The 24,399-nt window shown below is 60.5% G+C and carries 22 protein-coding genes; 8 read left to right on the top strand and 14 right to left on the bottom strand.

Annotated features, from left to right (window positions below):
- Window positions 1–4: 4 nt before the first annotated feature.
- Complete coding sequence (locus tag GL286_RS09090; RefSeq protein ID WP_155095247.1) at window positions 5–1,336, top strand: HlyD family type I secretion periplasmic adaptor subunit; 1,332 nt, start codon at window positions 5–7, stop codon at window positions 1,334–1,336.
- A 109-nt stretch (window positions 1,337–1,445) separates the two neighbouring features.
- Here the strand turns inward: GL286_RS09090 and GL286_RS09085 are convergent, their stop codons facing one another.
- Genes GL286_RS09085 through GL286_RS09065 form a run of 5 tightly spaced genes read right to left on the bottom strand, consistent with a single transcriptional unit; the run spans window position 1,446 to window position 4,794 of the window.
- A complete protein-coding gene (locus GL286_RS09085) occupies window positions 1,446–1,844 on the bottom strand; it encodes an NUDIX hydrolase (RefSeq protein ID WP_155095246.1) in 399 nt (132 codons plus the stop codon).
- The gene (locus tag GL286_RS09080) at window positions 1,841–2,338 is read right to left on the bottom strand and encodes a CYTH domain-containing protein (RefSeq protein ID WP_155095245.1); all 498 of its coding nucleotides are present in this window, start codon (window positions 2,336–2,338) and stop codon (window positions 1,841–1,843) included. Before GL286_RS09080 ends, GL286_RS09085 begins: the two co-directional genes overlap by 4 nt.
- On the bottom strand, window positions 2,335–3,096 hold the full coding sequence (locus tag GL286_RS09075) for an AAA family ATPase (protein ID WP_170295120.1): 762 nt from the start codon (window positions 3,094–3,096) through the stop codon (window positions 2,335–2,337). The genes GL286_RS09080 and GL286_RS09075 overlap by 4 nt, the downstream gene beginning before the upstream one ends.
- 1 nt (window position 3,097) lies before the next feature.
- Window positions 3,098–4,609 carry a CHAD domain-containing protein gene (locus GL286_RS22850; protein WP_155095244.1) on the bottom strand — a complete coding sequence of 504 codons (1,512 nt, stop codon included), beginning with the start codon at window positions 4,607–4,609 and terminating at the stop codon, window positions 3,098–3,100.
- Window positions 4,606–4,794, bottom strand: a complete 189-nt coding sequence (locus GL286_RS09065; protein ID WP_155095243.1) for a ribbon-helix-helix protein, CopG family — start codon at window positions 4,792–4,794, stop codon at window positions 4,606–4,608. Before GL286_RS09065 ends, GL286_RS22850 begins: the two co-directional genes overlap by 4 nt.
- Window positions 4,795–4,993: 199 nt before the next feature.
- Between GL286_RS09065 and GL286_RS09060 the strand changes: the two genes are divergently transcribed.
- Window positions 4,994–5,473 carry a CYTH domain-containing protein gene (locus GL286_RS09060; RefSeq protein ID WP_170295119.1) on the top strand — a complete coding sequence of 160 codons (480 nt, stop codon included), beginning with the start codon at window positions 4,994–4,996 and terminating at the stop codon, window positions 5,471–5,473.
- A gap of 40 nt (window positions 5,474–5,513) precedes the next feature.
- On the opposite strand, the gene GL286_RS09055 is transcribed toward GL286_RS09060, so the two are convergent.
- Both GL286_RS09055 and GL286_RS09050 read right to left on the bottom strand, forming a co-directional pair.
- On the bottom strand, window positions 5,514–6,743 hold the full coding sequence (locus tag GL286_RS09055; protein ID WP_155095241.1) for an MFS transporter: 1,230 nt from the start codon (window positions 6,741–6,743) through the stop codon (window positions 5,514–5,516).
- Between the two features lies 1 nt (window position 6,744).
- Entirely contained in the window at window positions 6,745–8,841 is a 2,097-nt protein-coding gene (locus GL286_RS09050) for a TonB-dependent siderophore receptor (RefSeq protein ID WP_170295118.1), read from the bottom strand.
- A gap of 386 nt (window positions 8,842–9,227) precedes the next feature.
- Here GL286_RS09050 and GL286_RS09045 point away from each other — a divergent pair, with 386 nt between their 5' ends.
- Both GL286_RS09045 and GL286_RS09040 read left to right on the top strand, forming a co-directional pair.
- A complete protein-coding gene (locus GL286_RS09045; RefSeq protein ID WP_155095239.1) occupies window positions 9,228–10,250 on the top strand; it encodes a four-carbon acid sugar kinase family protein in 1,023 nt (340 codons plus the stop codon).
- Complete coding sequence (locus GL286_RS09040) at window positions 10,250–10,969, top strand: FadR/GntR family transcriptional regulator (protein ID WP_155095238.1); 720 nt, start codon at window positions 10,250–10,252, stop codon at window positions 10,967–10,969. Before GL286_RS09045 ends, GL286_RS09040 begins: the two co-directional genes overlap by 1 nt.
- Here GL286_RS09040 and GL286_RS09035 read toward each other — a convergent pair whose 3' ends face one another.
- From GL286_RS09035 to GL286_RS09025, 3 genes are read right to left on the bottom strand one after another with little or no spacing between them, the layout of a single operon-like run.
- Window positions 10,970–12,079, bottom strand: a complete 1,110-nt coding sequence (locus GL286_RS09035) for an iron-containing alcohol dehydrogenase (protein WP_155095237.1) — start codon at window positions 12,077–12,079, stop codon at window positions 10,970–10,972.
- A 28-nt stretch (window positions 12,080–12,107) separates the two neighbouring features.
- Window positions 12,108–13,055 (bottom strand): 4-hydroxythreonine-4-phosphate dehydrogenase PdxA, encoded by a 948-nt coding sequence (pdxA, locus tag GL286_RS09030; protein WP_155095236.1) that lies wholly within the window; start codon window positions 13,053–13,055, stop codon window positions 12,108–12,110.
- Between the two features lie 12 nt (window positions 13,056–13,067).
- Window positions 13,068–14,249, bottom strand: coding sequence for a sialidase family protein (locus GL286_RS09025; protein WP_155095235.1), 1,182 nt, complete (start codon window positions 14,247–14,249; stop codon window positions 13,068–13,070).
- A gap of 334 nt (window positions 14,250–14,583) precedes the next feature.
- Between GL286_RS09025 and GL286_RS09020 the strand changes: the two genes are divergently transcribed.
- A complete protein-coding gene (locus GL286_RS09020; protein WP_155095234.1) occupies window positions 14,584–16,095 on the top strand; it encodes an ABC transporter substrate-binding protein in 1,512 nt (503 codons plus the stop codon).
- 69 nt (window positions 16,096–16,164) lie between these two features.
- The gene (locus GL286_RS09015) at window positions 16,165–17,046 is read left to right on the top strand and encodes a dihydrodipicolinate synthase family protein (protein ID WP_155095233.1); all 882 of its coding nucleotides are present in this window, start codon (window positions 16,165–16,167) and stop codon (window positions 17,044–17,046) included.
- Here the strand turns inward: GL286_RS09015 and GL286_RS09010 are convergent.
- Both GL286_RS09010 and GL286_RS09005 read right to left on the bottom strand, forming a co-directional pair.
- Window positions 17,043–18,293 (bottom strand): ATP-binding protein, encoded by a 1,251-nt coding sequence (locus GL286_RS09010; RefSeq protein ID WP_155095232.1) that lies wholly within the window; start codon window positions 18,291–18,293, stop codon window positions 17,043–17,045. The two genes, GL286_RS09015 and GL286_RS09010, sit on opposite strands and share 4 nt — an antisense overlap.
- On the bottom strand, window positions 18,290–19,012 hold the full coding sequence (locus tag GL286_RS09005; RefSeq protein WP_155095231.1) for a response regulator: 723 nt from the start codon (window positions 19,010–19,012) through the stop codon (window positions 18,290–18,292). The genes GL286_RS09010 and GL286_RS09005 overlap by 4 nt, the downstream gene beginning before the upstream one ends.
- Window positions 19,013–19,244: 232 nt before the next feature.
- Between GL286_RS09005 and GL286_RS09000 the strand changes: the two genes are divergently transcribed.
- On the top strand, window positions 19,245–19,742 hold the full coding sequence (locus GL286_RS09000) for a hypothetical protein (RefSeq protein ID WP_155095230.1): 498 nt from the start codon (window positions 19,245–19,247) through the stop codon (window positions 19,740–19,742).
- 56 nt (window positions 19,743–19,798) lie between these two features.
- Here the strand turns inward: GL286_RS09000 and GL286_RS08995 are convergent, their stop codons facing one another.
- Window positions 19,799–21,727, bottom strand: a complete 1,929-nt coding sequence (locus GL286_RS08995; RefSeq protein ID WP_155095229.1) for a MacB family efflux pump subunit — start codon at window positions 21,725–21,727, stop codon at window positions 19,799–19,801.
- Window positions 21,728–21,730: 3 nt separating this feature from the next.
- Window positions 21,731–22,939, bottom strand: a complete 1,209-nt coding sequence (locus tag GL286_RS08990; RefSeq protein WP_155095228.1) for an efflux RND transporter periplasmic adaptor subunit — start codon at window positions 22,937–22,939, stop codon at window positions 21,731–21,733.
- A 396-nt stretch (window positions 22,940–23,335) separates the two neighbouring features.
- Between GL286_RS08990 and GL286_RS08985 the strand changes: the two genes are divergently transcribed.
- Window positions 23,336–24,346: a LacI family DNA-binding transcriptional regulator gene (locus GL286_RS08985; RefSeq protein ID WP_155095227.1), complete on the top strand. Its 1,011-nt coding sequence runs from the start codon at window positions 23,336–23,338 to the stop codon at window positions 24,344–24,346.
- Window positions 24,347–24,399 lie beyond the last annotated feature (53 nt).

The following is a 24,399-nucleotide window of genomic DNA, read 5'->3' as shown; positions in this document are numbered from 1 at the left end:
TACCATGACCCAGAACTCGGATTATACCGCACTTTACGCCAATGTTCCCCGCTCGGTCCGCGGGCATCTGATCGTGGGGCTTTCCCTTATGGTCGTGGCTCTGGGCGGCTTCGGAGTTTGGGCCTTCAGTGCGCCTTTGGCTGCGGCAGTCATGGCTCCGGGCAGCTTTGTCGCCACCGGTCGCAACAAGATTGTCCAGCACCTTGAAGGCGGCATCATCCATGAAATTCTGGTGGGAGAGGGCGACCTTATCACCGAAGGGCAGGTCCTGATCCGGCTGGATGGCACCGCCGCGCAGGCGAACCAGCGTGAGCTGGAACTGCGCCGCGCCCGTCTGGAGGCCATCAGCGCAAGGCTGGACGCCGAGTATGAAGGTGCGGATGCTCCGGTCTTTTCCGGCTATCTTGAGGAAAAGGTCAGTGACTCCAGCTTTGCCGCGATCATGACCGAGCAGCTATCCGCCTTTCGTGCTGCCCGCGCCAAGGAAGAAGGCGAGGTCGGCTTGCTGGAAAGCAACATCAACGCCGGTCGTTCCCGGATCAGCGGGTTCAACGGCCAGTTGATCTCGCTGAAAACCCAGCTTTCGCTGCTGAAAGAGGATTTCGACACCAAAACCCAGCTTTTCGATCGCGGTCTGGTGCGGCGGAGCGAGGTCAATACCCTTGCACGCGCCGTCGCGGATGCCGAGGGTCAGATCGAACGACTGACCTCACAGATCGCCGAAACCGAGGAAGCCATCCGCAAGGCCGAGCGCGAGATCCAACAGACCCGGAACCAGCATCGTCAGACCGCGCTGGATGAAAGCCAGTCGATCGAGGCCGATCTGGACAGCGTTCGCGAGCAATCGATGAAGGCGCAGGATGTCTTGCAGCGCTCCGAAATCCTTTCGCCCGTCGCTGGTACCATCGTGCGGATGTATTATCACACCGCAGGCGGCGTGATCGAGGCAGGCAAACCCATCGTGGAAATCCTGCCGCAGGACGCCCCCTTGGTGGTCGAGTCCCAGATTTCGCGCTCGGACATTGATGATGTCGAAGTCGGCCAGCATGCGGCGGTCCGGTTGACCTCGCTGAACCAGCGCACGACGCCGGTTCTGCAGGGGCAATTGGTCTATGTCTCGGCCGATGCTCTTATGACCGAGGTGGACGGGGTCCGGCACGAGATCTACATCGCCCGCGTCGCCTTGCCAGCCGCCGAACTCGAGCGCGTCCATGGCTTCCATCCAACCCCCGGAATGCCCGCCGAAGTGATGATCGAGACCTCGGCCCGGACCTTCTTCGAATATCTGGTCAAGCCCATCGAAGACAGCCTGTCCCGCGCATTCCGCGAGAACTAGGACTGGTGCGGATGGTCGCAGCTATCGCTTGCAACCGACATGGGAGGCGCACCGAGCGACCCTGACATGGCGATTGCGTTGGTCGGGCCGGTCGCAAGTGCCATTGTGTTCAACGCTTGTTTCTGCCCAGAACTTTCTTCAGCGCAAGACTGGTATCAGGGCAATCCAGCAGCTTTTCGGCCTTGCTGCGCGAGATGACGAGGCGCGAGCGCTGGCGCGCCTCGGGCCAACGTTTAAGCAGCTTGTCCACCCGCATCGCATAAAGCAGCAACTCGACCTTTTCACCGGCCTGCTTTGTGGCGATCCGGAACTTCATGCGCTTGTCGATCCGACCCAACAGACCGGCTTCCTCATAGGCTTCGCGTCTGGCCGAAGCGGGGCCGGACATGCCCGGAATTTTGCGGCCCTTGGGGAAGATCCAGTTCTTGCTACGCCGGCTGGTGACAAGGATCACCTCGTCCTGTTTTTTGCCCGGAAGATAGCAGATGACACCATACCGTTTCTTCATCCGTTCAGGAGAGCCTTGATGGTTTCATGATCCGCGACCGCGAGCGACTTGTTGCGGTATCGTTTGTCCAGAGTCACGTCCTTGCCGAACCAGTCCGGCACTGAAAAGGCATTCGCGTTGGCTTCGGAGGGGAACTCGACCTCGACCGTAAAAAGCCGCTCCAGCGATCCGGCATAGACGTCCAATTCATAGGTCAGGCCGTCGGGAAGCTGGCCTTTGTAGCGCGTCTTTTCGATCCGCCGCCCCGTGGTTTCCGGCCAAAGCAATTGGAACTGCTGGGCCGAGATCGTCACCTCACGTTCGGAGCGCACCAGCCCCGCGCCGCCTTTGACGGACAGGAAGTGACCTTCTCCCGACTGCCGAAGCCGGACCTCGGTCGTGTCCTGCGGTGCGGTGATGTAGCCTTGCCGTATTTCGACCGAAGGGACGTGTTCCAGATCGGGCAACTTGCGCAGCAGGAACTTGCGCTCGATTTCCAGCGGTCGGTCGGTCATTTTCCCTCTTTGTCCATGTGTTCCCTCAACTCGCGATAAACGTCGTCATAGGCTTTGGCTGACGGACGCGCGGCAGCGAAGGTCGCGACAGGGGCGCGATGCGTCCCCATACGCTCGATGTCGGTCGAGAATGGCACCTCGGCGGAAATGAAGCGTTCGGGATAGGTGTCGCGCATCCGCGCCATCGTTTCGACATGCAGGGTTTTCTGCTTCTGCACCATCGAGAAAAAGGCGACGATCTTCTTCCTGTCGGACTTGGCCTGCTCGTCGATGAAATCCAGAAGCTGTTCGAAGGTGCGCTCTGAAAGGGTCGTCGGAATCACCGGGACAATAATGTGATCGGCGGCCTGAAACACGTTCTCGGCCAGCATCGAGATATTCGGCGGGCAATCGAGCAGGACGATGTCGTAATCGCTCGCGACACCTTTCAGCGATTTTCCCAACCGTGCATTGCCGTGCTTCATCCGTGACAGGTAAATGTCGAAATCACGGAAGGTCAGGTTCGCGGGCAGAATGTCCAGATTATCGAAGTCGCTACCACGGATGGCTTTGGCAAAACGCTCGACATCCTTGAAAAACGCCTCGTCCAGCAACCGCTTCGAAGGCTTCATGCGGAAGTAGAAACCCGACGCCCCTTGCGGATCAAGATCGCAAAGCAGGACGCGTGCGCCCGCCTTGGCAAAGGCGTAGGCCAGATTCACCGCAGTCGCCGTTTTGCCCACGCCGCCCTTGTTGCTGTAACAAGCGATAATCTTCACATCAGGCTCCTTTCCTGCGGAACAGATTGGCGAATTCCTGCCGGATGGCCGGACTGTCGAAATGTTCGAAACTGGACACCACGCGGGCACGTTCTTGCATCTGACGCTGGTGCAGGATCGCGATCAAGGCCCCGATGCTTGTCGCCATGGCCAGCCCGTCCTGTCCTTTCAACGGGTGGCGGATCAGGAAGTCTTGCATAGCAACCTGCTGGACCGAGTAATCGTTGAACAGCCCCAGATTTTCCTGCAGTTCCTTCAACGGAGAAAGCAGCGATTTCAGCCGCCCACGCGGGAACAGCGGCGCGAACAATTCCATGAGGTATCGCAGCTTCTTGCAGTTGATCCGCAACTCGTGCACCTCGGAATCCGGTGTGTCGTCGTTGATTCCGGCCGCAATCTTGCAGACCTTGCGATAGCGTTTCCAGATCAGGCCGCAGGCATAATCGAAGGCCGGATGTTCCGCATCAGGACCGCGCGAAGGGCCTGCCTCGTTGGGGAACAGGTTTTCCAGTGCCTTGATCTGGGCGGCGTAATCCGCATCCTGCAATCGTTTGACCAGCTTCCTGTGCTCGCGTCGCCTTTCGCGTTTGAAGATGTCGAACATCAAGGCCAGCCCGTCATGCAGCGCCTCGGGCAGCAGATCGCGATAGGTTCCGCGTTCCAGAAGATAGACGTCCAGATCGCGCAATCTGCCGGTCGGAGCCATCAGGTCCGAGAGGTCGCGTTTCAGCGCCGCAGTCTGCGCCTCGTCGTAGACATCACGGAATAGGCTGACGACCGAGCGCATCTTGCGCAGTGCCACGCGGTAATCATGCAGAAACTCGCTGTCGAGATCGGCTATGATCCCGCCTTCGTTCTGGCGCGCGACGGTCAGATAGGTCCGGATGATGTCATTTGCCGCGTCATAGGCTGTCTGCTCTGGCGTCATGGCGGTTTCAGGCTTGGGATCATAGGGTTTATGCTCGGGAAACAGCATCCCGACCAGATCCGGAATAGCATGATCCGCCGTGCCAGCGCCCCGCAGATGCGCCGATAGGGCTGCAAAGGATTTGCCGTAGCCGCGCAGCCCGTGCAGTGACGCCAGCGTTACCGCTCGATCCTGACCAGCCGGATGCAGGACCACCAAATCGGCGCGGGCGTGTGTCTTGCCTTCCTTATCTAGCAGCGCGATCTGCGAGCGGCTCAGCGTACCGGAACCCACCGGCAACAGGCAGCGCAGCGGCGATGTCTCGTTCAGCGCGCTTTTCACCGGCCCCTCGGCCAGATCGGCGACAAAGTCGCCCGCCCGCTTTGCAGACTGCGTCAGAACCTCATTGTTGCGGTACAGCATCAATTTCGGTCCGGCTTCGATCAGCACCTGTCCGGTCTGCCGGATCGACCCGTCATGGCAATCCAGCAGGGTGAATGGAACGGAGTCGGCTTCGCTGCCAAGGTCTGCTGTCAGCTTCCCGACACGTCCCGCTTTGACCGGTTCTCCATCCAGAATAAGGATCTCGCTTGCAGTAGTGGTCACGATTCTCGTTTCGCCGCCTTCTTGAGATAGCCCTCGATCAGCTTCTCGATGATCTTCTGGACACTGGTGTCTTCTTCAATCGCCCTGACCTTCAGCGCCTTGAGCGTCTTGCGCTCAAGCCGAAGCGAGGTGTTGGTCTTGCTTTCCTTTGCTTCTCCGGCCCCGGATTTCTTGGCTTTCGGCATGTCTCACCTTGGCAAAAAGTGACGTCATGATGTCACCTGATCCGACGCACCGCAAGCGGTAGTTTCATGAAGTCACGATTCCGGTTGCGGCATGACGCAATGTGGCGCATAGCAGCTATGCAATCGCGTTTTGTCTGTTTATCATACTAATCGTGCAGCCTATTCCGAACCAAGCCTTGTCCAACAGCCGGAGCTCGCCTTGGCGAAGGAAATAGAACGGAAATTTCTGGTTGCGAATAGCGGCTGGCAAGCTGGCGTTTCGCATCAGCAGGAGTTGCACGACGGCCTTATATCGACGACCGAGGGGCGCAAGGTCCGTGTCCGCATTCAGGACGATCAGGCCATCCTGACCGTAAAAGGCCCCCGCCACGGCATCGTCCGTGACGAATTCGAATATCCTGTTCCGCTTGCCGATGCGCAGGAGATGCTTCGGCTATGTGGCGACGAAGTCGTCGAGAAAACCCGCTATCACATTCCGGCGGGTGAACTGACATGGACGGTCGATGTATATCATGGCCTTCTGGCCGGTATTACCATTGCCGAGGTCGAACTTCCCAGCCTCAACTATCCCGTGCCTTTGCCAGCATGGGTCGGCCGCGAGGTCAGCGGCGTACAGGCCTATCGCAAGGTGAACATGGTTGCGGCCCGCAAGGCGAACCGCGAACTGGAGATGGCCTGAACGTCTGGATCGCTGAGAAAAAGGCGACCTCCGCCGGTCTTTATCCGGTCACGCGATTCTCGGAGGGTGTTTCCCAACCAAGCAGGATCCCGACACCGCAGATGATCGAGCATACCAGCGCGACGCCGAACAACGCGGAATAACCGAAATGCTGGGCGATCTGGCCACCAACAAGTCCAAGCAACATGCCGATAAGGGCGTCGGTGCATTGGAAGATGGTGAAATCAACGCCAGCTTGTCCGGGATCGGACCATTGCATGAAGCGGGCATAAAGCGCGACGAATCCGAAAGCCAGCCACGCATTCGAACCGATCTGGGTCAGGATGGCCAAGGGCTGCAGCGGCAATCCCCAACCCGCCGCGACTGCCAAGCAATAAGCCAGAACGCAGGCCTGTCCGATCAGCGCAATCATCAGAACGGGCAGCGTACCCAGGCGGGCGACGACAATTCCACCCAGGACTGCTCCAAGCAGGCCCACGACGAGACTGCCCGAGGCGCTGTAAAGCCCGACCTCGGTCAGAGAGAACCCGTAATCGACCAGAAACGGGCCGAAGAACCCCATGCAGGATTTCATCGCCGCAACGAACAGGGCCGTAATCAGCAGCCCGCGACGCAAGTCTGGCCGCATGAGTGCCGCGCGCAAGCTGGCTCCGGCAGGCGCGGGCGGCCCCAGAGGCTTGGGCTGGCGTAGCAGCAGGAATGGCAGTGTGCCTAACAGGCATAGGCCGATCAGGACGGCCATTCCCGCCTGCCAGCCGAGGCGGTCGATGGCGATCAACACCAGACCTCCGCCAAGCGCCGCGCCGATATATGCCCCGCCGACCTGCACCATATTGGCCCAGCCATAGGCGCGGGTGGGGAAAGCCTCTACTGCGTGACCATCACAGGCGATGTCTACGGTGGCAGTTGCCGTCGCGATGACAAACAGCGCGGCGATCAGCATCGGAAGGGGCATGTCCCCACGCAGGGCCAGCAGCACCGTGGCGAACAGAATGAACCCGCCCCCGACCGCGATGACGGCCTTGGTGCGGGCTGCTTGGGAATGCGGCCTGCGCCAGCGTTCGATCCACGGGCTCCACAGAAACTTCAGCGCCCAAGGCAGAACGAGAAGGGACAGGAAGCCAAGTTGGTCCAGCGCCATGCCCTGCTGCCGCATGACAGCAGGGAGGGCGGACCAGATGAACCCGCCCAGAACGCTTTGCGTGATGTAAAGCCCGCCAAGCGATGCCAAGGCAATTGGCAACGCATGGCGGCGGATGACCGGTGTCATATCAGAAGCGACGCGACAGGCTCAGGTCGATCATGCGCGGCTCGTCGGCATAGCACCAGTCTCCGGTGCAGGTCTGGGCTTCGCGGTCGAACAGGTTGCGCACGTTCAACTGAAGCTCGGTGCCGGCGTAGCCGAAGGCCGCGAAGTCATAGGTCGCGCCCAGATCAAAGAAGGTCCGGCTGGCGTTGCGCAGCGTGTTCGCGTCGTTGCCGTAGCTTTTGCCGATGTAACGCATTCCGGCCATCAGGCCGACATTCTCCAGCGGACCGGTCTGCGGCTGGTATTTAACGAACAGCGACAGGGTGTCGTCAGGAACGCCGGACAGTTCATTGCCTTCGGTGCCGGGGGCGCCATCGTTGATCTCGACCTTCATATGCGCGTACGAGGCGATCAGGCTGACACCGTTTTCAAGGTTGCTCATCGCTTCCAGTTCAAAACCGCGCGAAGTCAGATCGTATTGCAGGCCACGGTTCCGGCCGTCATCGCCAACCGCAAGCACGGTGCCGTTGTCCTGATGGATGTCGAAAATCGCGGCGGTGATCACCGTGCGCTGATCTGGCAGCGCATACTTGACGCCGATCTCCTTCTGGATCGCTTCGGTCGGCTCGGCGGGACCACCAGTCGGGTCCGAGGCGTCGTCAAACACCTGTGCGACGTTCGGCGCGAATGAACTCGCGATGTTGGCATAGGGCGTCACGCCATTCGTAAACTCGTAGGATGCACCAAGACGGCCTGTGAAAGCCTCGTCCTTTTGCGAGCCCGAGGTGACTATATTGGTACCGAATGTCGCGTCGGCATAATCCGTCTCGACCCAATCATAGCGGGCAGAAGCCGAGATCGTCAAAGCGTCACGCTCGATCTGGTCGGCAAAGTAGATGCCCTTCTGGGTTTGCTTGCGCGAACCATAAAATGGCACGTCCATCGCATCGTTTGCCGCTTGCCCGTCGCCGGTTCCGCCGTAATCGGCAGTGTATTCGCCGCGCGTGTAGTCAGCACCAAGTGCGAATGTGTGATTGAAGCTGCCGGTCGTCATCTTGTGTTCGACCATCAGGTCCAGCACGTGCGATTTGGCGGTCTCGTGGTAGCGGCTCCAATAACCGGGCGCGAGGTCGGGATAGAGGCCGTAGCGCGTGGCGTAATGCATATCGGTGCGGACCTTGGTCCAGCGATAGCTTTGGCGCAGTTGGGTGTCCTCGGCGATATCCCACGAATACTCGTAGCCGATCCGGAATTGCTCTTGGTCGAAGTTGTTGTAGTCCGGATCGCCTGCCGGTTCGTCGGTCACCTGCGGGTTGGTGATGTCGTCGAAATGCATGTAGGCGACTGCACCGGTGCTGTCTTTCGCATATTCGGCGGAAAGCAGCAGGCGTTGGTCGTCAGCCAGACGGAAACTGACCGAGGGCGCGATCAGGATGCGGTCATCGGCATAGCCGTCGATATGGGTGTCTGCATCACGGGCCAGCGCAATGAACCGATACAGGGTATCCCCCTCGGCATCGAGCGGGCCGGTGAAGTCAACCGCCGCTTCCGCGCGGGAATGGCTGCCAAAGCTGAGGCGTGTCTCGTTATACGGTGTGTCCTTGGGGCGCTTGCTGACAAGGTTCACAATGCCGCCCGGAGTGCTGACGCCGAACATCGACGAGGCCGGACCCTTCAGGACCGCGATCCCTTCCAGTGTATAAGGGTCGTTGCGATACCATGCCGACGAGCCGTTGAAGCTGCGCAGGCCATCGCGGAACACGCCGGTCTGGTAGGCCGGGAAGCCGCGCAGATAGAACGAGTCATAACGGCTGTCGAAGCCAAAATTGCCCGGGGTTGCCGACGCGGTGTAGTTCAATGCCTCAAGCATCGTGCGGGGCGCCTGATCCTGCAACTGGTCCTGCGTGATAACCGTCACGGCTTGCGGCAGTTTCGCGATCGGCGTGTCGACGCGCATGGCCTGACGGCCGGATTCGGCGATGTAGCCGTTCTGCAGCAGGGTTTCGTCGCTTTCAGCCTCGAGCACGATGGCGTCCAGTTGAACCGCGTCCTGCGCATAAGCGCCGCTGGCAAAGGTGGTGGTGCCAAGAAGCATGGCGAAAATATGTCTGGATCGCATAGGTACTGTCCGTTTTCTTACCGCGCCTGACGTTCTGGCCTGCGCGGATGGGTATTCCAGCCTACTTACAAAAAACATAAGGTATGAATAGCCTGTATCCGACAAAAACAATTGGACTGTTGCCCAAATGTTGGCACAGGCCGGGCCTGCGCTGTTTGCGTCATTGCCGCAGGATCAAGCGGGTTTCTGATCTCTGATGTTGTAAAGAATAATTGCCGTTTATTTTTCGTCATTGTTCCAACTAATCATCTGAATTTTTGGATTTGAGCCCGCCGTTGGTTAACTCATATTTGACAACTTTTTACGCGGCCCCCAAAGTGACATACCAGTAACAGAGGCCGGAAGTTCATGCGCAGATTCATTGATCGCGAAAACGCGACATCGCAATGACCAAACCGTCGCTTGCCATTATCGCCGATGATCTGACCGGAGCGCTGGACTCGGCTGCGCCTTTTGCGGGACGGGGCCTTTCGGTTGTCGTCGCGCTTGGGCCGGAGCAAATTGTACATGCCCTCGCAACCAAACCGGATGTGATCGCGGTAACGACCTGTAGTCGCGAAATTCCGCAGCGCGATGCGGCCCTGGCCGTGCGCAAGACCATGGCGGCATTGCCCGAGGTGCGAATTTTCAAGAAGGTTGATAGCCGCCTCAAGGGCAACATTGCCGCCGAGTTGGCAGAAATTCCGTTCCATCATGCGCTGATGGCTCCGGCAATTCCTGAATTTGGCCGGATCGTGGCGGACGGCCGCGTGACCGGATTTGGTGTGGCTGAGCCTATTCCTGTCACCGCAAGCCTTGGGAAGTTTTCCGAGGCCGCATCCATTCCGGACATTTCGACCACCGATCAGATGCACGATGCGTTGCGCAAAAGCGATGCCGATCTGCTGATCGGGGCCCGAGGTCTTGCCGAGGCTCTGGCGATACAGATGACGGGACGTCCGGAAAGTGTGTATGCGACCCTTCCGGGGCCGGATGCGATTTTTGTCATCGGCTCCCGCGATCCGATCACGCTGGCACAGGCGGAGCGTCTTGCGGAGGGGCAGGGATTTCTGCATGTCGCCGCGCCTAATGGCGAAGTCCCATGCCCAATTCCCGAAGCGCATCGCTTGCTGATCCAGCTTTTGCCCGCTGCGCGCGCCGAACCGGGCAAGATTGTCGGCGCAAGGTTTGCAAAGGCTGTCGCCCATCTGGTGAAGGCCGGTACCGGCACGGCGCTTTTGACAGGGGGCGCGACGGCCGAAGCGATATTACGCGAATGCGCGATTCCTTTCCTGACAGTCAGGGGCGAGTGTTTGCCCGGACTGGTTGCCTCGGATGCCGGTGGCTTGACCGTGGTGACAAAATCGGGCGGCTTCGGCGACAAGGACAGCTTGGTGAAGCTTGCGGCGATGATCGGAAAGGGCAATTGATGGCATTCGAAAAGCCCGTGGCGCGACGCAGCCTTGCCGATATCGTTTTTGACAAGGTTCACCGCGCGATCAAATCGGGCGCATTCGCGCCGGATGAACGGCTGCCGACCGAGCATGATCTTGCCGCCGAATTCGAGGTTTCGCGCCCTATCGTTCGCGAGGCCCTGCGCCGGTTGCGCGAGCAAGGGCTGATCTACTCGCGTCGGGGGGCAGGCAGCTTCGTGCGCTCGGTCGGATTGAAGCAACCATTGGGCTTCGGCCAGTTGGAGAATGTTGCGGACCTGCTCAATTGCTATGAATTCCGCCTGACGATGGAGCCAGCCGCCGCCGCCTGCGCCGCCGAACGCCATGACGAGATCTCGCTTGGCGCCATTGCCTCGGCGCTGGAATTGATGCGGGATGCGACGAACAGGCAATCGCATCGCGAGGATGCCGATTTCCAGTTCCATCTCGCGATCGCGCGGGCCAGCGAGAACAGCTATTTCTCGACCGCGATGGAGGCCTTGAAGGAGCACATCGCGACCGGAATGCGGTTCCATGGCGCGTCGGTCAAACGCGAAAGCACTGGACTGGTGCGCGTTTTCGACGAACACGCCCGCATTTTCAACGCGATCCGCGATGGCGAGGCCGATCTGGCGCAGCGCCTGATGTATGAGCATTTGTCCGGCTCGCGTGAACGGTTGTTCGAACGCCGCAAGCCCGAGCCGGACGAGGCCTGATCAGAAGGCTGCGCGGTAGATCGACAAGATATCCTCGACACCCATGTCACGAGGATTGTTGTCCATCAGACGACGGATGGTGTGGGAATCCGAGGCGAAACGGGGAAGTTGATCATCCGTCGCGCCATGGGCGGATAGTCGCATCTCGACGCCAAGATCGGCGCAGAAACGATATGCCTGCTGCAACAAGTCACCGCTGCCAAGACCCAAAGCGGCGGCGACCTCGGCGGTTTTTCCGGTCGCGGCACATTGGTTGAAGGCCAGAACATGCGGAAAGATGATGGCGTTGGCGAGGCCGTGGGGCAGGTGCAGCAACGTCCCCAATGGATAGGCCAACGCATGTCCGGCGGCTGTGTTGACCGGACCAAGGCAAATGCCGCCGTAGAACGATGCCAGCATCATCCCTTCACGCGCCTCGGTATCCGCGCCATCGCGAACCGCGCGGGCAAGGTAGCGCCCGACCAGATCAATACCCATGCGGGCATAACCATCGATGACCGGATGCGCGTTCTTGTTGGTAAAGGCCTCGACGCAATGCGCCATCGCGTCGATCCCTGTGGCCGCAGTCACCGCCGAGGGCACGCTGAAGGTCAGCTCGGGGTCCAGAACAGCCAGATCGGCGATCAGGTACGGGCTTTCAACGGCGATCTTATTGCCTGCGACAGGATCGGTGATCAGGGCACGAATGCCTGCTTCCGAGCCGGTTCCTGCGGTCGTGGCGACCTGCGCCAGACGGCTTCGTCTTCCTGCGACGCGGTTCGGGCCGGCGACATCGGCCAGCGTCTGATCGCTATCCCACATCGCAGCGACCAGCTTGGCCAGATCCATGACCGAACCGCCGCCAAGGCCGATGACCAGATCGGGCCGGACTTTGCGGGCGGCGGTCAGCGCGGCATCAAGGCACGGGATGTCCGGCTCGCCGGGGATGGCGTCGAATATCTCGACCTCTCCACGCAAAGCCAGTTTTTCAACGAAACCTGCGGTATGGGGCGAGGCAAGGACCAGAATGCGTTCGGCCTCGTTGCCCCATTCACCGACCCTGCGGACCGCACCCGCACCGATCTCCAGCCGTTTCGGTAAGTGCAGCGTGATGTTGCGCGCTAAAGCCATGCGGGACTTCCTTTCGATACTCAGAGGCTTACCGTTTGCCCGCAACAAGCTTGCGGGCATAGGCGATGGCGGAGTTCATGTTGCCGTGGTTCACCACACCTTTGCCCGCAATATCGAAGGCCGTGCCGTGATCCACCGAGGTGCGATCTATCGGCAGCTCGACCGAGACGTTGACGGCTGTGTCGAATGCCACCAGCTTGATCGGGATGTGCCCCTGATCGTGATATTGCGCGACCACCAGATCGAACGCCCCCGAAAAAGCGCGATGGAACACCGTATCGGCCGAAATCGGTCCCTGCACGTTGATGCCTTCTGCCTGGGCGGCCGCGACGGCAGGGCCGATCTGGTCATCATCCTCGGTTCCGAACAGGCCGTTCTCGCCGCAATGCGGGTTGATGCCGGCAACCGCGATGCGCGGATTCTCGAACCCGATACGCTTAAGATGCGCGTTTCCGGCGCGGATCGTGGCCAAGACACGCTCGGTCGTGGCACGCCGGATCGCCTCGAGCAACGAGACATGGGTTGAAACATGGATGACCTTCAGCCGTTCCGAGGCCAGCAGCATATAGGCCGCTTTCGATCCGGTCAGGCTACGCAGCATACCCGTGTGGCCATCGTAGTGGTGGCCGGCAAGATTGAGCGCCTCTTTGTTGATCGGCGCGGTGACGATGCAGCCGATCTTGCCGGACTGCGCGTCCCGCACGGCCCGTTCGATAAAGCGAAATGCCGCATCGCCCGCGACGGCGGACAACTTGCCCCATGGCAAAGGCGCGTTCTCGACCGGCAGATCGACCACGCGACCAGTCAGGTCGATGTCCAAGCCGCTCACGGCGCGAGCCGCCTCAAGTGTCGCGAGATTGCCGTAGATCAACGTCCGGTCGCGATCCGCAGGTGACATCTCGGCCAGTGCCCTGACGCTGATCTCCGGCCCGACTCCGGCGGGATCGCCCATCGTTATTCCAATGATATCGCTCATTTTTTCGTCCATTCAACTGGTCGCTACCCAACCCGGTGCAAGCCGGACATATTTGATCGCGCGGCGATGATAGGTATAGGCAATGTGCAGGCTGCCATCCGGACCTTCCAACAGCCACGGATAGGACATTTCCTTGTTTCGCCCGTCCGTCGAGTCGTTCGATGTACAGGTTCCTGGCCCGTCCTCGATGACGATCCTGATCGGAAAATGCAGGCCATCATCGGAAATGCACACGGCGACCGGCGAGCGGGGAACGCCCCAGATCGGAGTACAGCCGCCCGTCGGATCAGCGTCGGGGCGGTCGTCATCTTCACCCAACTCGTCATAAAGCGACGCCCGTCTATCCGTCGAACTTTGGGCCGAGGCGAGATTGCAGATCACCGCAATGCGCCCGTCCGCCATGCGGATCGCCGCAATCGACGAGTTGTTGTTGGGCAGATCGGTCGGACGGGGCGCGTCCCAGCTTGCGCCTTGGTCCTGCGACAGGCTCACATGCACCGCGTCGGCTTGCCTGCGGCGGTAATAGGCAGGTACGACGCCATTTTTGCCCGCGACGGGACTCATATGCACGGACCCAATCGAAGCAGGAACTTCGTTCAAGGTCCAGCTTTTGCCTCCGTCCTGCGAGACTCCGACCGCGGCCACATCATGGCTGCCGTTCCATTTCTGGCCCGGTCTGGACACGCAGCGAAAAATGGGCAGCAGCCACGCGCCATCGCCGCGCAATGTCACCTGTCCGCGAACGAAGCAGCCACGAGGAAGATCGTCCAGATAGCGGCTTTCCCCGGTCGAAAGGCGCAGCGGATCAAGCGGATCTCGGGTCAGGGCGACCATGCGGATGCGGCACTCATCCTGATTTCCGCTGGGTTGCGATGTGTGGAACAACCATAAGCCCTCGTCCGGCGCGGCAAAGATCACCGGATTCTGCTCGGAATGGTCGGGATCGTCGCTGAGCTGTTGTGCCGGACCCCAACTGTCCGCTTCATGCGACAAGATCGAGGCATGGATCGAGATATCGGATTTTCCTTCCAATGTGCCGCCAAACCATGCGCAGATCAGGGCGCCGTCGGGCAAAAGATGCAGGAAGGCCGCGTGGTTCTGTATCTTGGGCGAGGGAAGAAACGCCTCGATCCGCTGTTGCGAGACGGCGGTCAGCCTGCCGGTCATCGCCGTTGCGATCTCTGTCGGTGTCATGCTGCCCCTCCTTCGCTGACAATGGTTGCGCCGCGCTGACAATCGCCGCAGGAAAACTCAGTTGTCAAGTTGATGGAACGAGAATTTTATCGGTGTACAGCGCCGGATTTCGCCAGTTAATCCAATAAATCAAGGAGTATATCTTCCAATATGCGGATAACTCGGATGCTTTTAAAAACTTTCATTGACAACTTGATGGCATGGAAGTCATCCTCACGACGTGTGGCCGGGGGAGCGGTCCACGGAGGCGGCTGATGGCCGATTCCTGACAAGGCGGGCTGGAATAGGCCGGATAGCGGCGCCCGTTTCTCATCACCTGTGGGGAGGACAGAAGATGAAGGATGTTCTGAGATTTGGCGCTGTTGTGCTGGCTGTCGGGCTTGGCGGCTTTGCCGCGCCCGCATTTGCTGCCGATACCGATATCAAGATCGTGCTTAGCGAGGATCTGGACCTGCTTGAGCCCTGCATGGCCACCCGCTCGAACATCGGTCGGGTGATCCTTGAGAACGTGAACGAGACGCTGACCGAATATGATACGCGCAGTGGGCAGGGCCTGATGCCACGTCTGGCCGAAAGCTGGAGCCAGCAGCCCGACGGGTCGTGGCGCTTCAAGTTGCGGCAGGGTGTCAAGTTCTCGGATGGGACGACCTTTGACGCCAAGGATGTGAAGCACTCGTTCGATCGCGCGATGAGCGACAAGATCACCTGTGAATCCCAGCGTTACTTTGGCGGCATGAAGGTCAACGCGAATGTCGTTGACGATCAGACGATTGATTTCGCAGCCGATCCGGTCCAGCCGATCCTGCCGCTTTTGCTGTCCCTGATCACCATCGTCCCCGAGGAAACGCCGATCGAGTTTACCCGCAACCCCGTCGGCACCGGCCCCTACGCCCTGACGGATTGGACACCCGGCCAGCAGATTGTCCTGACCCGCCGCGATGACTACTGGGGCGAACAGCCCAAGGTCACTTCGGCGACCTATCTGTTCCGCACCGATCCATCGGTTCGCGCCGCGATGGTCGCCACTGGAGAGGCCGACCTTGCGCCCTCGATCGCGCGCGAGGATGCGAATAATCCGGCGACCGATTTCACCTATCTCGACTCGGAAACCGTTTACATCCGCCTGGACAGCTCGGTCGCGCCGGTCAGCGATTTGCGCGTGCGCAAGGCGCTGAACATGGCGATTGACCGTCAGGCATTCATCGGCACCCTTCTGCCGGACGGAACCGAGCTTGCCGTTGCGCTGTTCCCGCCGACCACAGCTGGCTGGAACCCCGATATCAAGGTTCCGGCCTTCGATCCTGAAGGCGCGAAAAAACTGCTGGCCGAGGCCAAGGCCGACGGTGTCCCCGTCGATACCGAGATCAAGCTGATCGCCCGCACCGCCAACTTCCCCAAAGTCACCGAGGTGATGGAGGCGATCCAGCAGATGCTGACCGATGTCGGCTTCAACGTGAAGCTGGAATTCCACGAAGTTGCCGAGCACGAGAAATACTACTCGAAACCCTATCCGACCGATCAGGGCGTCTACATGCTGGCGGCGATGCATGACAACAACAAGGGCGACCCTGTTTTCACCATGTATTTCAAATATGCCAGCGACGGCCGCCAGTCGGGGATCTCTGATCCCAAGGTGGACGACCTGATCACACGTGCCTCGGCAGCGACCGGCGACGACCGTGCCAAGCTGTGGTCCGAGCTTGCCGCCTATGTCCATGACGATGTGGTCGCAGACATCCCGCTGTTCCACATGGTCAGCTACAGCCGCGTCGGCGAGCGCCTTGACTTCAAACCCACCATCGCGACGAACGGTCAACTGCAACTGTCGCATATCGGGCTGAAGTAAGCGCCTGATCTCTCCCTTCCCCTTGCGCGGCGGAGCCAATCCGCCGCGCCTTTTTTCCCGGAGCCCCGCATGTCCAAGGAAGCCTTTGTCGCGCTTGTCACCTGTTTCAACGACGACGAGACGATCAATTTCGACGCAACCCGCGCTCAGGTGCGCCGTCAGGTCGAAGCGGGCAACAACATCATGTGCGCCGGAACCAACGGGGATTTCACGGCACTCACATTCGAAGAAAAAGTCGCCCTGACCGATGCGGTCGTTGACGAGGTCGCAGGCCGCGCGCGGGTCATCGTCAATGCCGGAATGCCCGCGACCTTCGAGACAATCAAACTCGCGCGCGAATTCGACCGGATTGGCGTCGATGGCATCGCCGTGATCACGCCTTTTTTCATCGCATGTACCCAAGACGGGATGGTGCGGCACTTCTCGTCGGTTGCGGATGCGGTTGAAACGCCGGTCTATCTTTACGACATTCCGGCCCGCACCCAGAACCATATCGAACCCGAAACCGCGCGTCTGCTGGCCGCACATAGCAATATCGCGGGCATCAAGGACTCGGGCGGGGCGCAGGACACGCTAGAGGCCTATCTGGCTGTCGGCCGTGCGGTCGACGGATTTGCGGTCTATTCCGGTCCGGATCATCTGGTGCATTGGTCACTGCAAAACGGCGCGGCGGGGTGTATCTCGGGTTTGGGGAATGTCATGCCCGAGGTGCTTGCAGGCATCATCCGCGCCTTCAACGCCGGAGATCAGGCCGAGGCGGCCAACCAACAGAGGATTTTCGGGGATTTCCGCAAGGATCTTTACGGATTGGGGTATCCGCCTGCCTTGGTCAAACGCGCGCTGTTTCTAATGGACAGTTCGGTCGGCGCCAGCCGCCAACCCGCCTTGCTGCCCGATCCCGCACAAGACGAAAGCATCCGGGCCATTCTTGTAAAGTACGATCTGATCTAGCCGCGAAGCGCGGGCAAGGGCAGGGTACAAACCTGCTCCAGCCCGTGCGGAACGTGGTTGCGGATGGTGATACTGCCCTGATGCCGTTCGATGATCTCGCGCGCGATGGCCAGTCCAAGCCCCGCGCCGGGGACGGATTTCCGGCGGGCCTGATCAACACGGAAAAACGGCTCGAACACCTGTGACAGCAGCTCTTCGGGTACACCCGGGCCACTGTCGAGGATCCGGATGACCGCGTTTTTTCCTTTGGCGGCCAGCGAAACCTCCGCCCCCTTGCCATGGGTCGCGGCATTCGAGATCAGGTTACGCAATGCGCGCTTGATCGCAATCGGTCCGGCCATGATCGTGGCGACAGGCAGGGGACTCAGATCGACCTTTTGTCCCAGCGCCCGCAATTCGTCGGCAATCTCGGTCAGAAGTCGATCCAGCCGCAGCGGTTGGAGACCATCCGGACCGACCTCCTCGCGCACCAAGCGGATGGCGCTGTCGGCAATCATGTCAAGCTCTTGCAGGTCCGATAGCCATTTTTCGCGCTCCTCGTCGTCCGCAATGAACTCGGCGCGCAAACGCATCCGCGTCATCGGCGTGCGCAGATCATGGCCAGCGGCTGCCACCAATCTCATCCGGCTTTCCATCGCGCGGCCAAGCTGACCCGACAGCCGGTTCAGGGCACGGGCGGCGGCCCTGACCTCGGCCGGACCTGTTTCGGGAAGCGGGGCCATCTTGCCGTCCGGTCCGATCTTGTCGACCGCATCTTCGATAAGTTGGAGGGGGCGGGTCAGTCTTTGCGCGGCATGGATCGCGATTGCTGCGCTGCCCAATCCCATCAGCGACAGCCAGACAGCCAGCACCTTCCATTGGCCAGGCGGCGGAGAAAGATCGGGAATAGGTAGGATCAGCCACCCCTGATCGGCGACCGGAATCGACGCGGTCAGGGCTGCGACTCCGGTTTCATGCGTCACGATTGCCTCAAGTGGCTCGCCGGTCCGGGCCAGCGCATGGCGCAGAAAATCGGTCATCCGCGTGTCGGCCAGTCCCTCTGCGGGCGCGGATCGCAAATCTGGCGAAGGCCCCGCGCCATGGCCAAGCAGCGTCATTGTCAGATGGATCTGCCACGCTACCGGCTCCATTGTGGCTTGCGGAGAAGGTGGTTGCATCACCCTTGTCGCGGTGAAGGTGGCCAGAACCACCACCGCGACGATGGCGGCGATCAGCAAGGCGGCAATGCGGGTGCGAAGCGAATTCATGCGTCGGAGGTTCCCGTTCCCGCCGTCACGGGTACCGACAACTGATAGCCGCCATTGCGCACCGTCCGAAAGATCGCGCCAGCTTCCTTTTCCGCCAGTTTCCGACGCAACCGGCTCATCAGCACGTCGATCGAGCGGTCCAACGGATCACGGTCACGGCCTTGCGTCAGGTCCAGCAACTGGTCTCGCGACAGCAACCGCCCGGGCCGTTCAAGAAAGACGTGCAGCAGGTCGAATTCGGCCCCGGTCAGGTCAACCTCATGGCCATCGGCAGCCAGAACGCGGCGCTGGCCCGGATCAACCTTGAAGCCCGAAAAGACATAGGTTCGCGTATCGGGGGCAGGGGCGTCGTCCGGACCGCTGCGCCGTAACACGGCCTTGATACGGGCGACCAGTTCGCGCGGGTTGAAGGGTTTGCCCAGATAGTCATCCGCGCCCAGTTCCAACCCGACGATGCGGTCGACATCCTCCTTGAGCGCGGTCAGCAGGATGATCCGAAGGTCGGGACGATGCTCGTGCAGACTGCGGCAGATATCAAGCCCCGAGCCATCCGGCAGCATGACATCCAGCACGATCAGGTCGGGCCGAGAATCCGCCACGCGGGCTTCGCATTCGCGGCGGTCGGCAGCGACCGAGACACGAAAACCCTGCCCCTCGAGATAGCGGCGTAAAAGGTTGCGGATCTCGGGGTCGTCATCGACGATCAGGATATGCTTCATCGTCATCACCTTGGACTGTGCCACCTGTTCTAGCCGTATTCGCCGCAATGCGCTGTCCAAATTTGTGACGATATTTTGCTGCGACCTTCTTGGAAACACGCGGTTACAAATCCATCCCCGCCAGAGATGTTTCGTCACCTGCCGGACCTAAGCCCGACATCGACGGTCCCTAGTGCTGACCCGACCGCGCAGACAGGCGCGGAGAACGAGCAGAAATACAAGGACAGAAATGATGCGTCGATTTCTGATGATGACCGCAATCGCGGTGACAACGATGGGTGCCGCCCAGATCGCACAGGCCGAGGCTCGGCCAGATGGCGCCCCACCGGCATGTCAGCCGGACCAAAAGGACCACAAGAAATGCCCGAAGCCGCCCCATGGCGAACAGGGCAAAAAACGCCCCACCCGCGAGGAAGGGCGGGATGACGCGCGTCGCGGCCCGCCACCAGAGGCAGGCGACCAGCACGAGGCCCGTCGCGGTCCGAAGCCCGACGAGCGCGGGCATCACGAACAGGCGCGTCGGGTTCCGCCACATGGCGATCAGCACCAGCTGAGGGTTGGCGATAGCGGGCGCGACGGCAAGCTCTATAAGCCCGGACAGCACAGCCGGATCGGCGATGCCCCGCACGGCAAGGAGTACCGCGTGGTCCGTGACAAACTGGTCCTGGTGAACAAGAAGGACGGACGCATCGTCGAGATCCTCGGACCAGCACCGCGCCGGATGAACTGAGGTTTTCTCCACAAGAAAGGGCGATCGGATCTCCGGCCGCCCTTTTTCTGTCCCGATCAGGCCGAGAGCGCCGCGACCGGATCAAGCCGCGAGGCATTGACCGCCGGCAGATAGCCGAACACCAAGCCGATGCTGCAAGAACTGAGCATCGCCGCTGCAATCGAGGTCGACGAATAGATCGGCTGGAAACTGCTGCCAACCAGCGCGAACAATTGCCCAAAGCCCAATGCTGTCAGCACGCCCGCGACGCCTCCGATCAGACAGACCAGAACGGCTTCGATCAGGAATTGCGCGCGAATGTCCGAGCGCCGGGCTCCGACCGCCATGCGCAAGCCGATTTCGCCGATCCTTTCCGTGACCGAAACAAGCATGATGTTCATCACGCCGATTCCGCCGACCAGCAGCGAGATCACCGCGATGGCGGCAATCAGGATCGTCATCGTCTGGGTGGTGCTGGTGATGGTCGAACGGATCTCGTCATTGTTGATGATGAAGAAATCCTTGCTGCCATGGCGTTGGGTCAGGAAATCGGTGACCGCCTGCTGCGCCAGCGACATATCGACGTCATCGGCTACGCGCAGCGTAAGCCCGCTGACACTGGTCGAACCCAGATAGCGCGTCTGCACCGTGCTATAAGGGGCATAGACCGTCAGGCTGGTGCTGCCGCCCGGACCGCGACTTTGGGCGGCTGCGACGCCGATCACCCGCAACGGCACTTTGCCCGCCATGAAGATCTTGCCCAACGGATCTTCGTCCGGAAACAGTGCCTGATGGGTGTTCTCGTCAATGACGACGTCCTGGCTCATTCCGGCGACGTCGGTGGCGTCAAAGGCGCGCCCGTCTGTCAAAGTGATACCGGCCACGTCGAAATAGCGGTCGCCGACGCCGCTGATCTGGGCGCTGGCCTCGGTCGCGCCATAGCGCAGGGTCTGGCTGCTGCTAACCGTCGGGCTGACGGACGCGACATAGGTTTGTCGTGCAAGCTGGGTTCCGTCCTCTAGCACCAGCGTCGTCACCCGCCCCGAACGCATGTCGCCGAAGCTTTGGCCGGGAAAAATCTGCAGCGTGTTGGTTCCAAGACCAGATATGTTCTTGAGAACCTGTTGGCGTGAACCCTCACCCAAGGCGACGACCGACACGACCGAGGCAATGCCGATGATGATCCCCAGCATCGTCAGGAAGCTGCGCAATTTATGCGCCCGCATTGCCAGTAGTGCCATGCGCAAGGCCTCGCTCAACCTTCCCAGCCCCGGCGCGCCGGTGCTTGCGACGGAATGGGGAATTGGGGCGCGCGTGGCTTCGGCTTTCGCTTGATCCGAGACGATCCTGCCATCGGCGATCTCAATCACCCGATTGGCCCGCGCCGCAACCTTGGGGTCATGGGTCACGATGATGACGGTGTGCCCCTCGGCGTTCAGTTCCTCCAGGATGGTTAGGACTTCTTCGCCGCTGCGGCTATCGAGGGCTCCGGTCGGCTCATCGGCAAGGATGACGCGCGCATCGTTCACCAGCGCACGGGCGATCGAGACCCGTTGCTGCTGGCCGCCCGAGAGTTTGCCGGGTTGGTGGTCCAGACGCTCTCCCATTCCCAACCGGCCCAGAAGTGCCGCAGCCTTCTCACGCCGAGCGGCTGCGGGAACACCCCGATAAACCGCGGGAACCTCGACGTTTCCCAATGCGGTCATTTCGGACAGCAGGTGATAGCGCTGGAAGACGAAGCCGAAGAACTCGCGGCGCAAGGCGGCCAGATCGCCGCTTTCCAGTTCCGAAACCTCGCGCCCGTCCAGCAGATAGCTTCCTTCGCTGGGACGATCCAGACAGCCGAGGATATTCATCAGCGTCGATTTTCCCGAGCCGGATGCGCCGATGATCGCGACGAATTCGCCCTGTGCGATGGACAGGTCGATGCCATGCAAGACCTGCAACCTTCCCTCGCCCGAGGGGTAGCTGCGGGTGATGCCGGTCAGGGTGATAAGCGGATTCATCGGTTAACCTCCCATCGGCGGCGGGCCCATCATGCCGCCGTTTTGACCGGATTTGGATGTGGAGTTCGTAGCCTCGCCGGTAATGACCTGATCGCCTTCGGCAAGGCCGGTCAGGACTTCGGCCACAACCTTGTCGTTCAAGCCGATCTGCACTTGACGGGTTACGGACGTTCCGTCGCCTTGCAGTACCCGAACGGAATACGACCCGTCCTGACCCTGCGTTCCCAATGCGGCCGTCGGGATGGTCAATACCTGGTCGGCTGCCCCCAGCACGATGCTGACCTGCGCCGTCATATAGGTGCGCAGATGACCGTCGGCGTTTTCAACGGGGATCAGGCCGATGTAATAAACCGCCTCGCTGGTGCTGTCCGAGGTGCTGTCGGGGTCGATCGCGCTGTCATTGACGATGCTTTGGGGCGCGGGGGCAATTTCCTGCAGGAAGGATTCGTAAATGCGGCTGCCGTCGCCTAGCAGATGGAAGCGGACCTTCTGGCCCGCCGCGACCTTGGCGATATCGGCCTCGGATATCTGCGCATGGACGCCCATCCGGTCCAGTTGCCCCAGCACCACGATTGTCGGCGAGGATTGCACCGCGTTGACGGTCTGTCCGGCCTGATTGACGATGGCCAGAACCGTGCCGTCGCTGGGGGCGGTGATGCGGGTATAGGCCAGATTGGCCTCGGCTGTCTCGATGGCGACTTGCGCACCCGCGATCTGGGCATCCAGCGCCTCGATCTGGGCATTGGCGACCGCGACTTCCTCTTGGGCACTGTCATAGTCGCTGCGGGAAATGGTTTTATTTTTGACCAGAAGCTGTTGGCGGGCCATCGTTTTTTCCGCCAGTGCCAGAACCGCCTGCCGTTCGGCCCGTTGCGCTTCGTAATTCGCCAGCGACGCTTTCGAGGTCCGCAAGGCGTTTTCCTGCGTGACCGAGTCGATTTCGGCGATCAGATCGCCCTTTTTCACGGTCTGGCCCAGTTTCACCGCAAGCGAGGTGATCCGCCCCGAGACCTGCGCCCCGACCGCCACCAGATGTTCTGGTTTCAGCTGACCTTCGGCCATGACGGTCAGTTCGACGTCTCCGCGAGTGACAGGTGCGGTCAGATAGGTGGGCGTTGACGCATTGCCGGTGGCGAAACCACTGTGCCGCAGGCCAAGCCCTATGATTGCCAAGGCCATCACGACCAGTCCGGCGATTACGGATCTGCGCATCGTTCCTTTCCTCATCTCACTTCGAATGTCCGTTGTGACCGACATAGGAAGCCCACGTTTCGCGTGTTGGTCTGGTGGTGAGCAATGATTTCCAAAGCCGCCAAATTTGTAACGAAACGTGTCTGCCTCATGGTCGGAAATGCTCGGTTACAAGCTGCGACCGTCGATTTCCATTCCACATCTTGTCGGTCTTTGGTCACGGATAAGTGCGGATCGTCCGTTCCAGCGGTTCCAGGACGGGAGTTTTTCGCCCTCAGGGTGAACAACAATACATCGGGGCAAGACTTGCCCCGATGTTGTGCAGTTGATTGAAATGATGTGCGCTCTTGCTGGGATCGACCCTATCAAAAAAAGTCATCTTCGGTATTTTGGAGATATGACGTCGGGGGAAACGGCATGCGCAGCAAGGTCACGCTCGAGGATGTCGCCCAAGGTGCGGGTGTTTCCCGCGCGACCGTCTCTCTGGTCGTGCGCAAGTCGCCGCTGGTTGCAGAAAAGACCCGCCTGAAGGTCGAACGCGTGATGGCCGATCTGGACTACGTGCATGATCTAGGCGCAGCGCGAATGCGAAGCAAAAGCAGCCGCACGATCGGAGTGGTGGTACCGAACCTCGTGAACTCGTTTTTTACCGAGTTTCTCTCGGGCGTCGAGCAGGTGATGGGCGAGGGGGATCGTGTCGTATTGCTCGCCAATAGCCATGACGACCCACTCCGGCAGGATGAGATCCTGCACCGCTTTCGCGGCCACGGTGTCGATGGGGTCATCCTGTGTCCCGCCCAAGGCACCGACCCGGGGCTTCTCGACCGGTTGCACCATTGGGATCTGCCCGTCGTCCAGTCCCTTCGCGAGATAGGCGAGAACGCGACGGATTTCGCCGGTGGCGACTATGCCGAGGGCGTGGGACTTGCCGTCAGACATCTGGTGGCATTGGGGCATCGCCGCGTTGCCTTTCTTTCGGTGACTGCCCGCACCTCAGCCCGCAAGGAGCGTCTTCTGGGCTTTACCCGCGCCTTGGCTCAGACCGATGCCGAAGACGGGGGGATCGTCGAGGCCGAATTGAGTTGGGAGGGGGCCTTTCAATCGGCTGAAAAGGTGTTGCAGCTCGCCAGCAGACCTACTGCAGTTCTGTGCTTCAACGATGTGCTTGCCGCCGGATTGATGGCAGGACTGCGGCGCGCGGGGCGCGTTCCGGGTCAGGATATCGCTGTGATCGGACTGGACGATCTGCCCTTGGCGCAACTGACCTTTCCGCCTTTAACCAGCGTAGCGATGTGGCCTGACCAGATCGGAGCCTCGGCGGCTGGGCTATTGGCCCGCCGCCTTGCCCATCCCGATGTCCCGGTCCAGCGCAGCATTCTGGTTCCGGCGCTTAAAATACGCGAAAGCAGCGGCGTCCAAATTAATTGACTTTATTTCAGATCGCGACTTAGATCGTTCTAAATAGGAAGGAGCGACATCCG

Origin of the sequence: Paracoccus aestuariivivens (assembly GCF_009711225.1) — a bacterium.
In the GTDB taxonomy this organism is placed as follows: domain Bacteria; phylum Pseudomonadota; class Alphaproteobacteria; order Rhodobacterales; family Rhodobacteraceae; genus Paracoccus; species Paracoccus aestuariivivens.
Note: the sequence above shows the minus strand (reverse complement) of the source record. Positions and strands in the feature narration are given on the sequence as shown.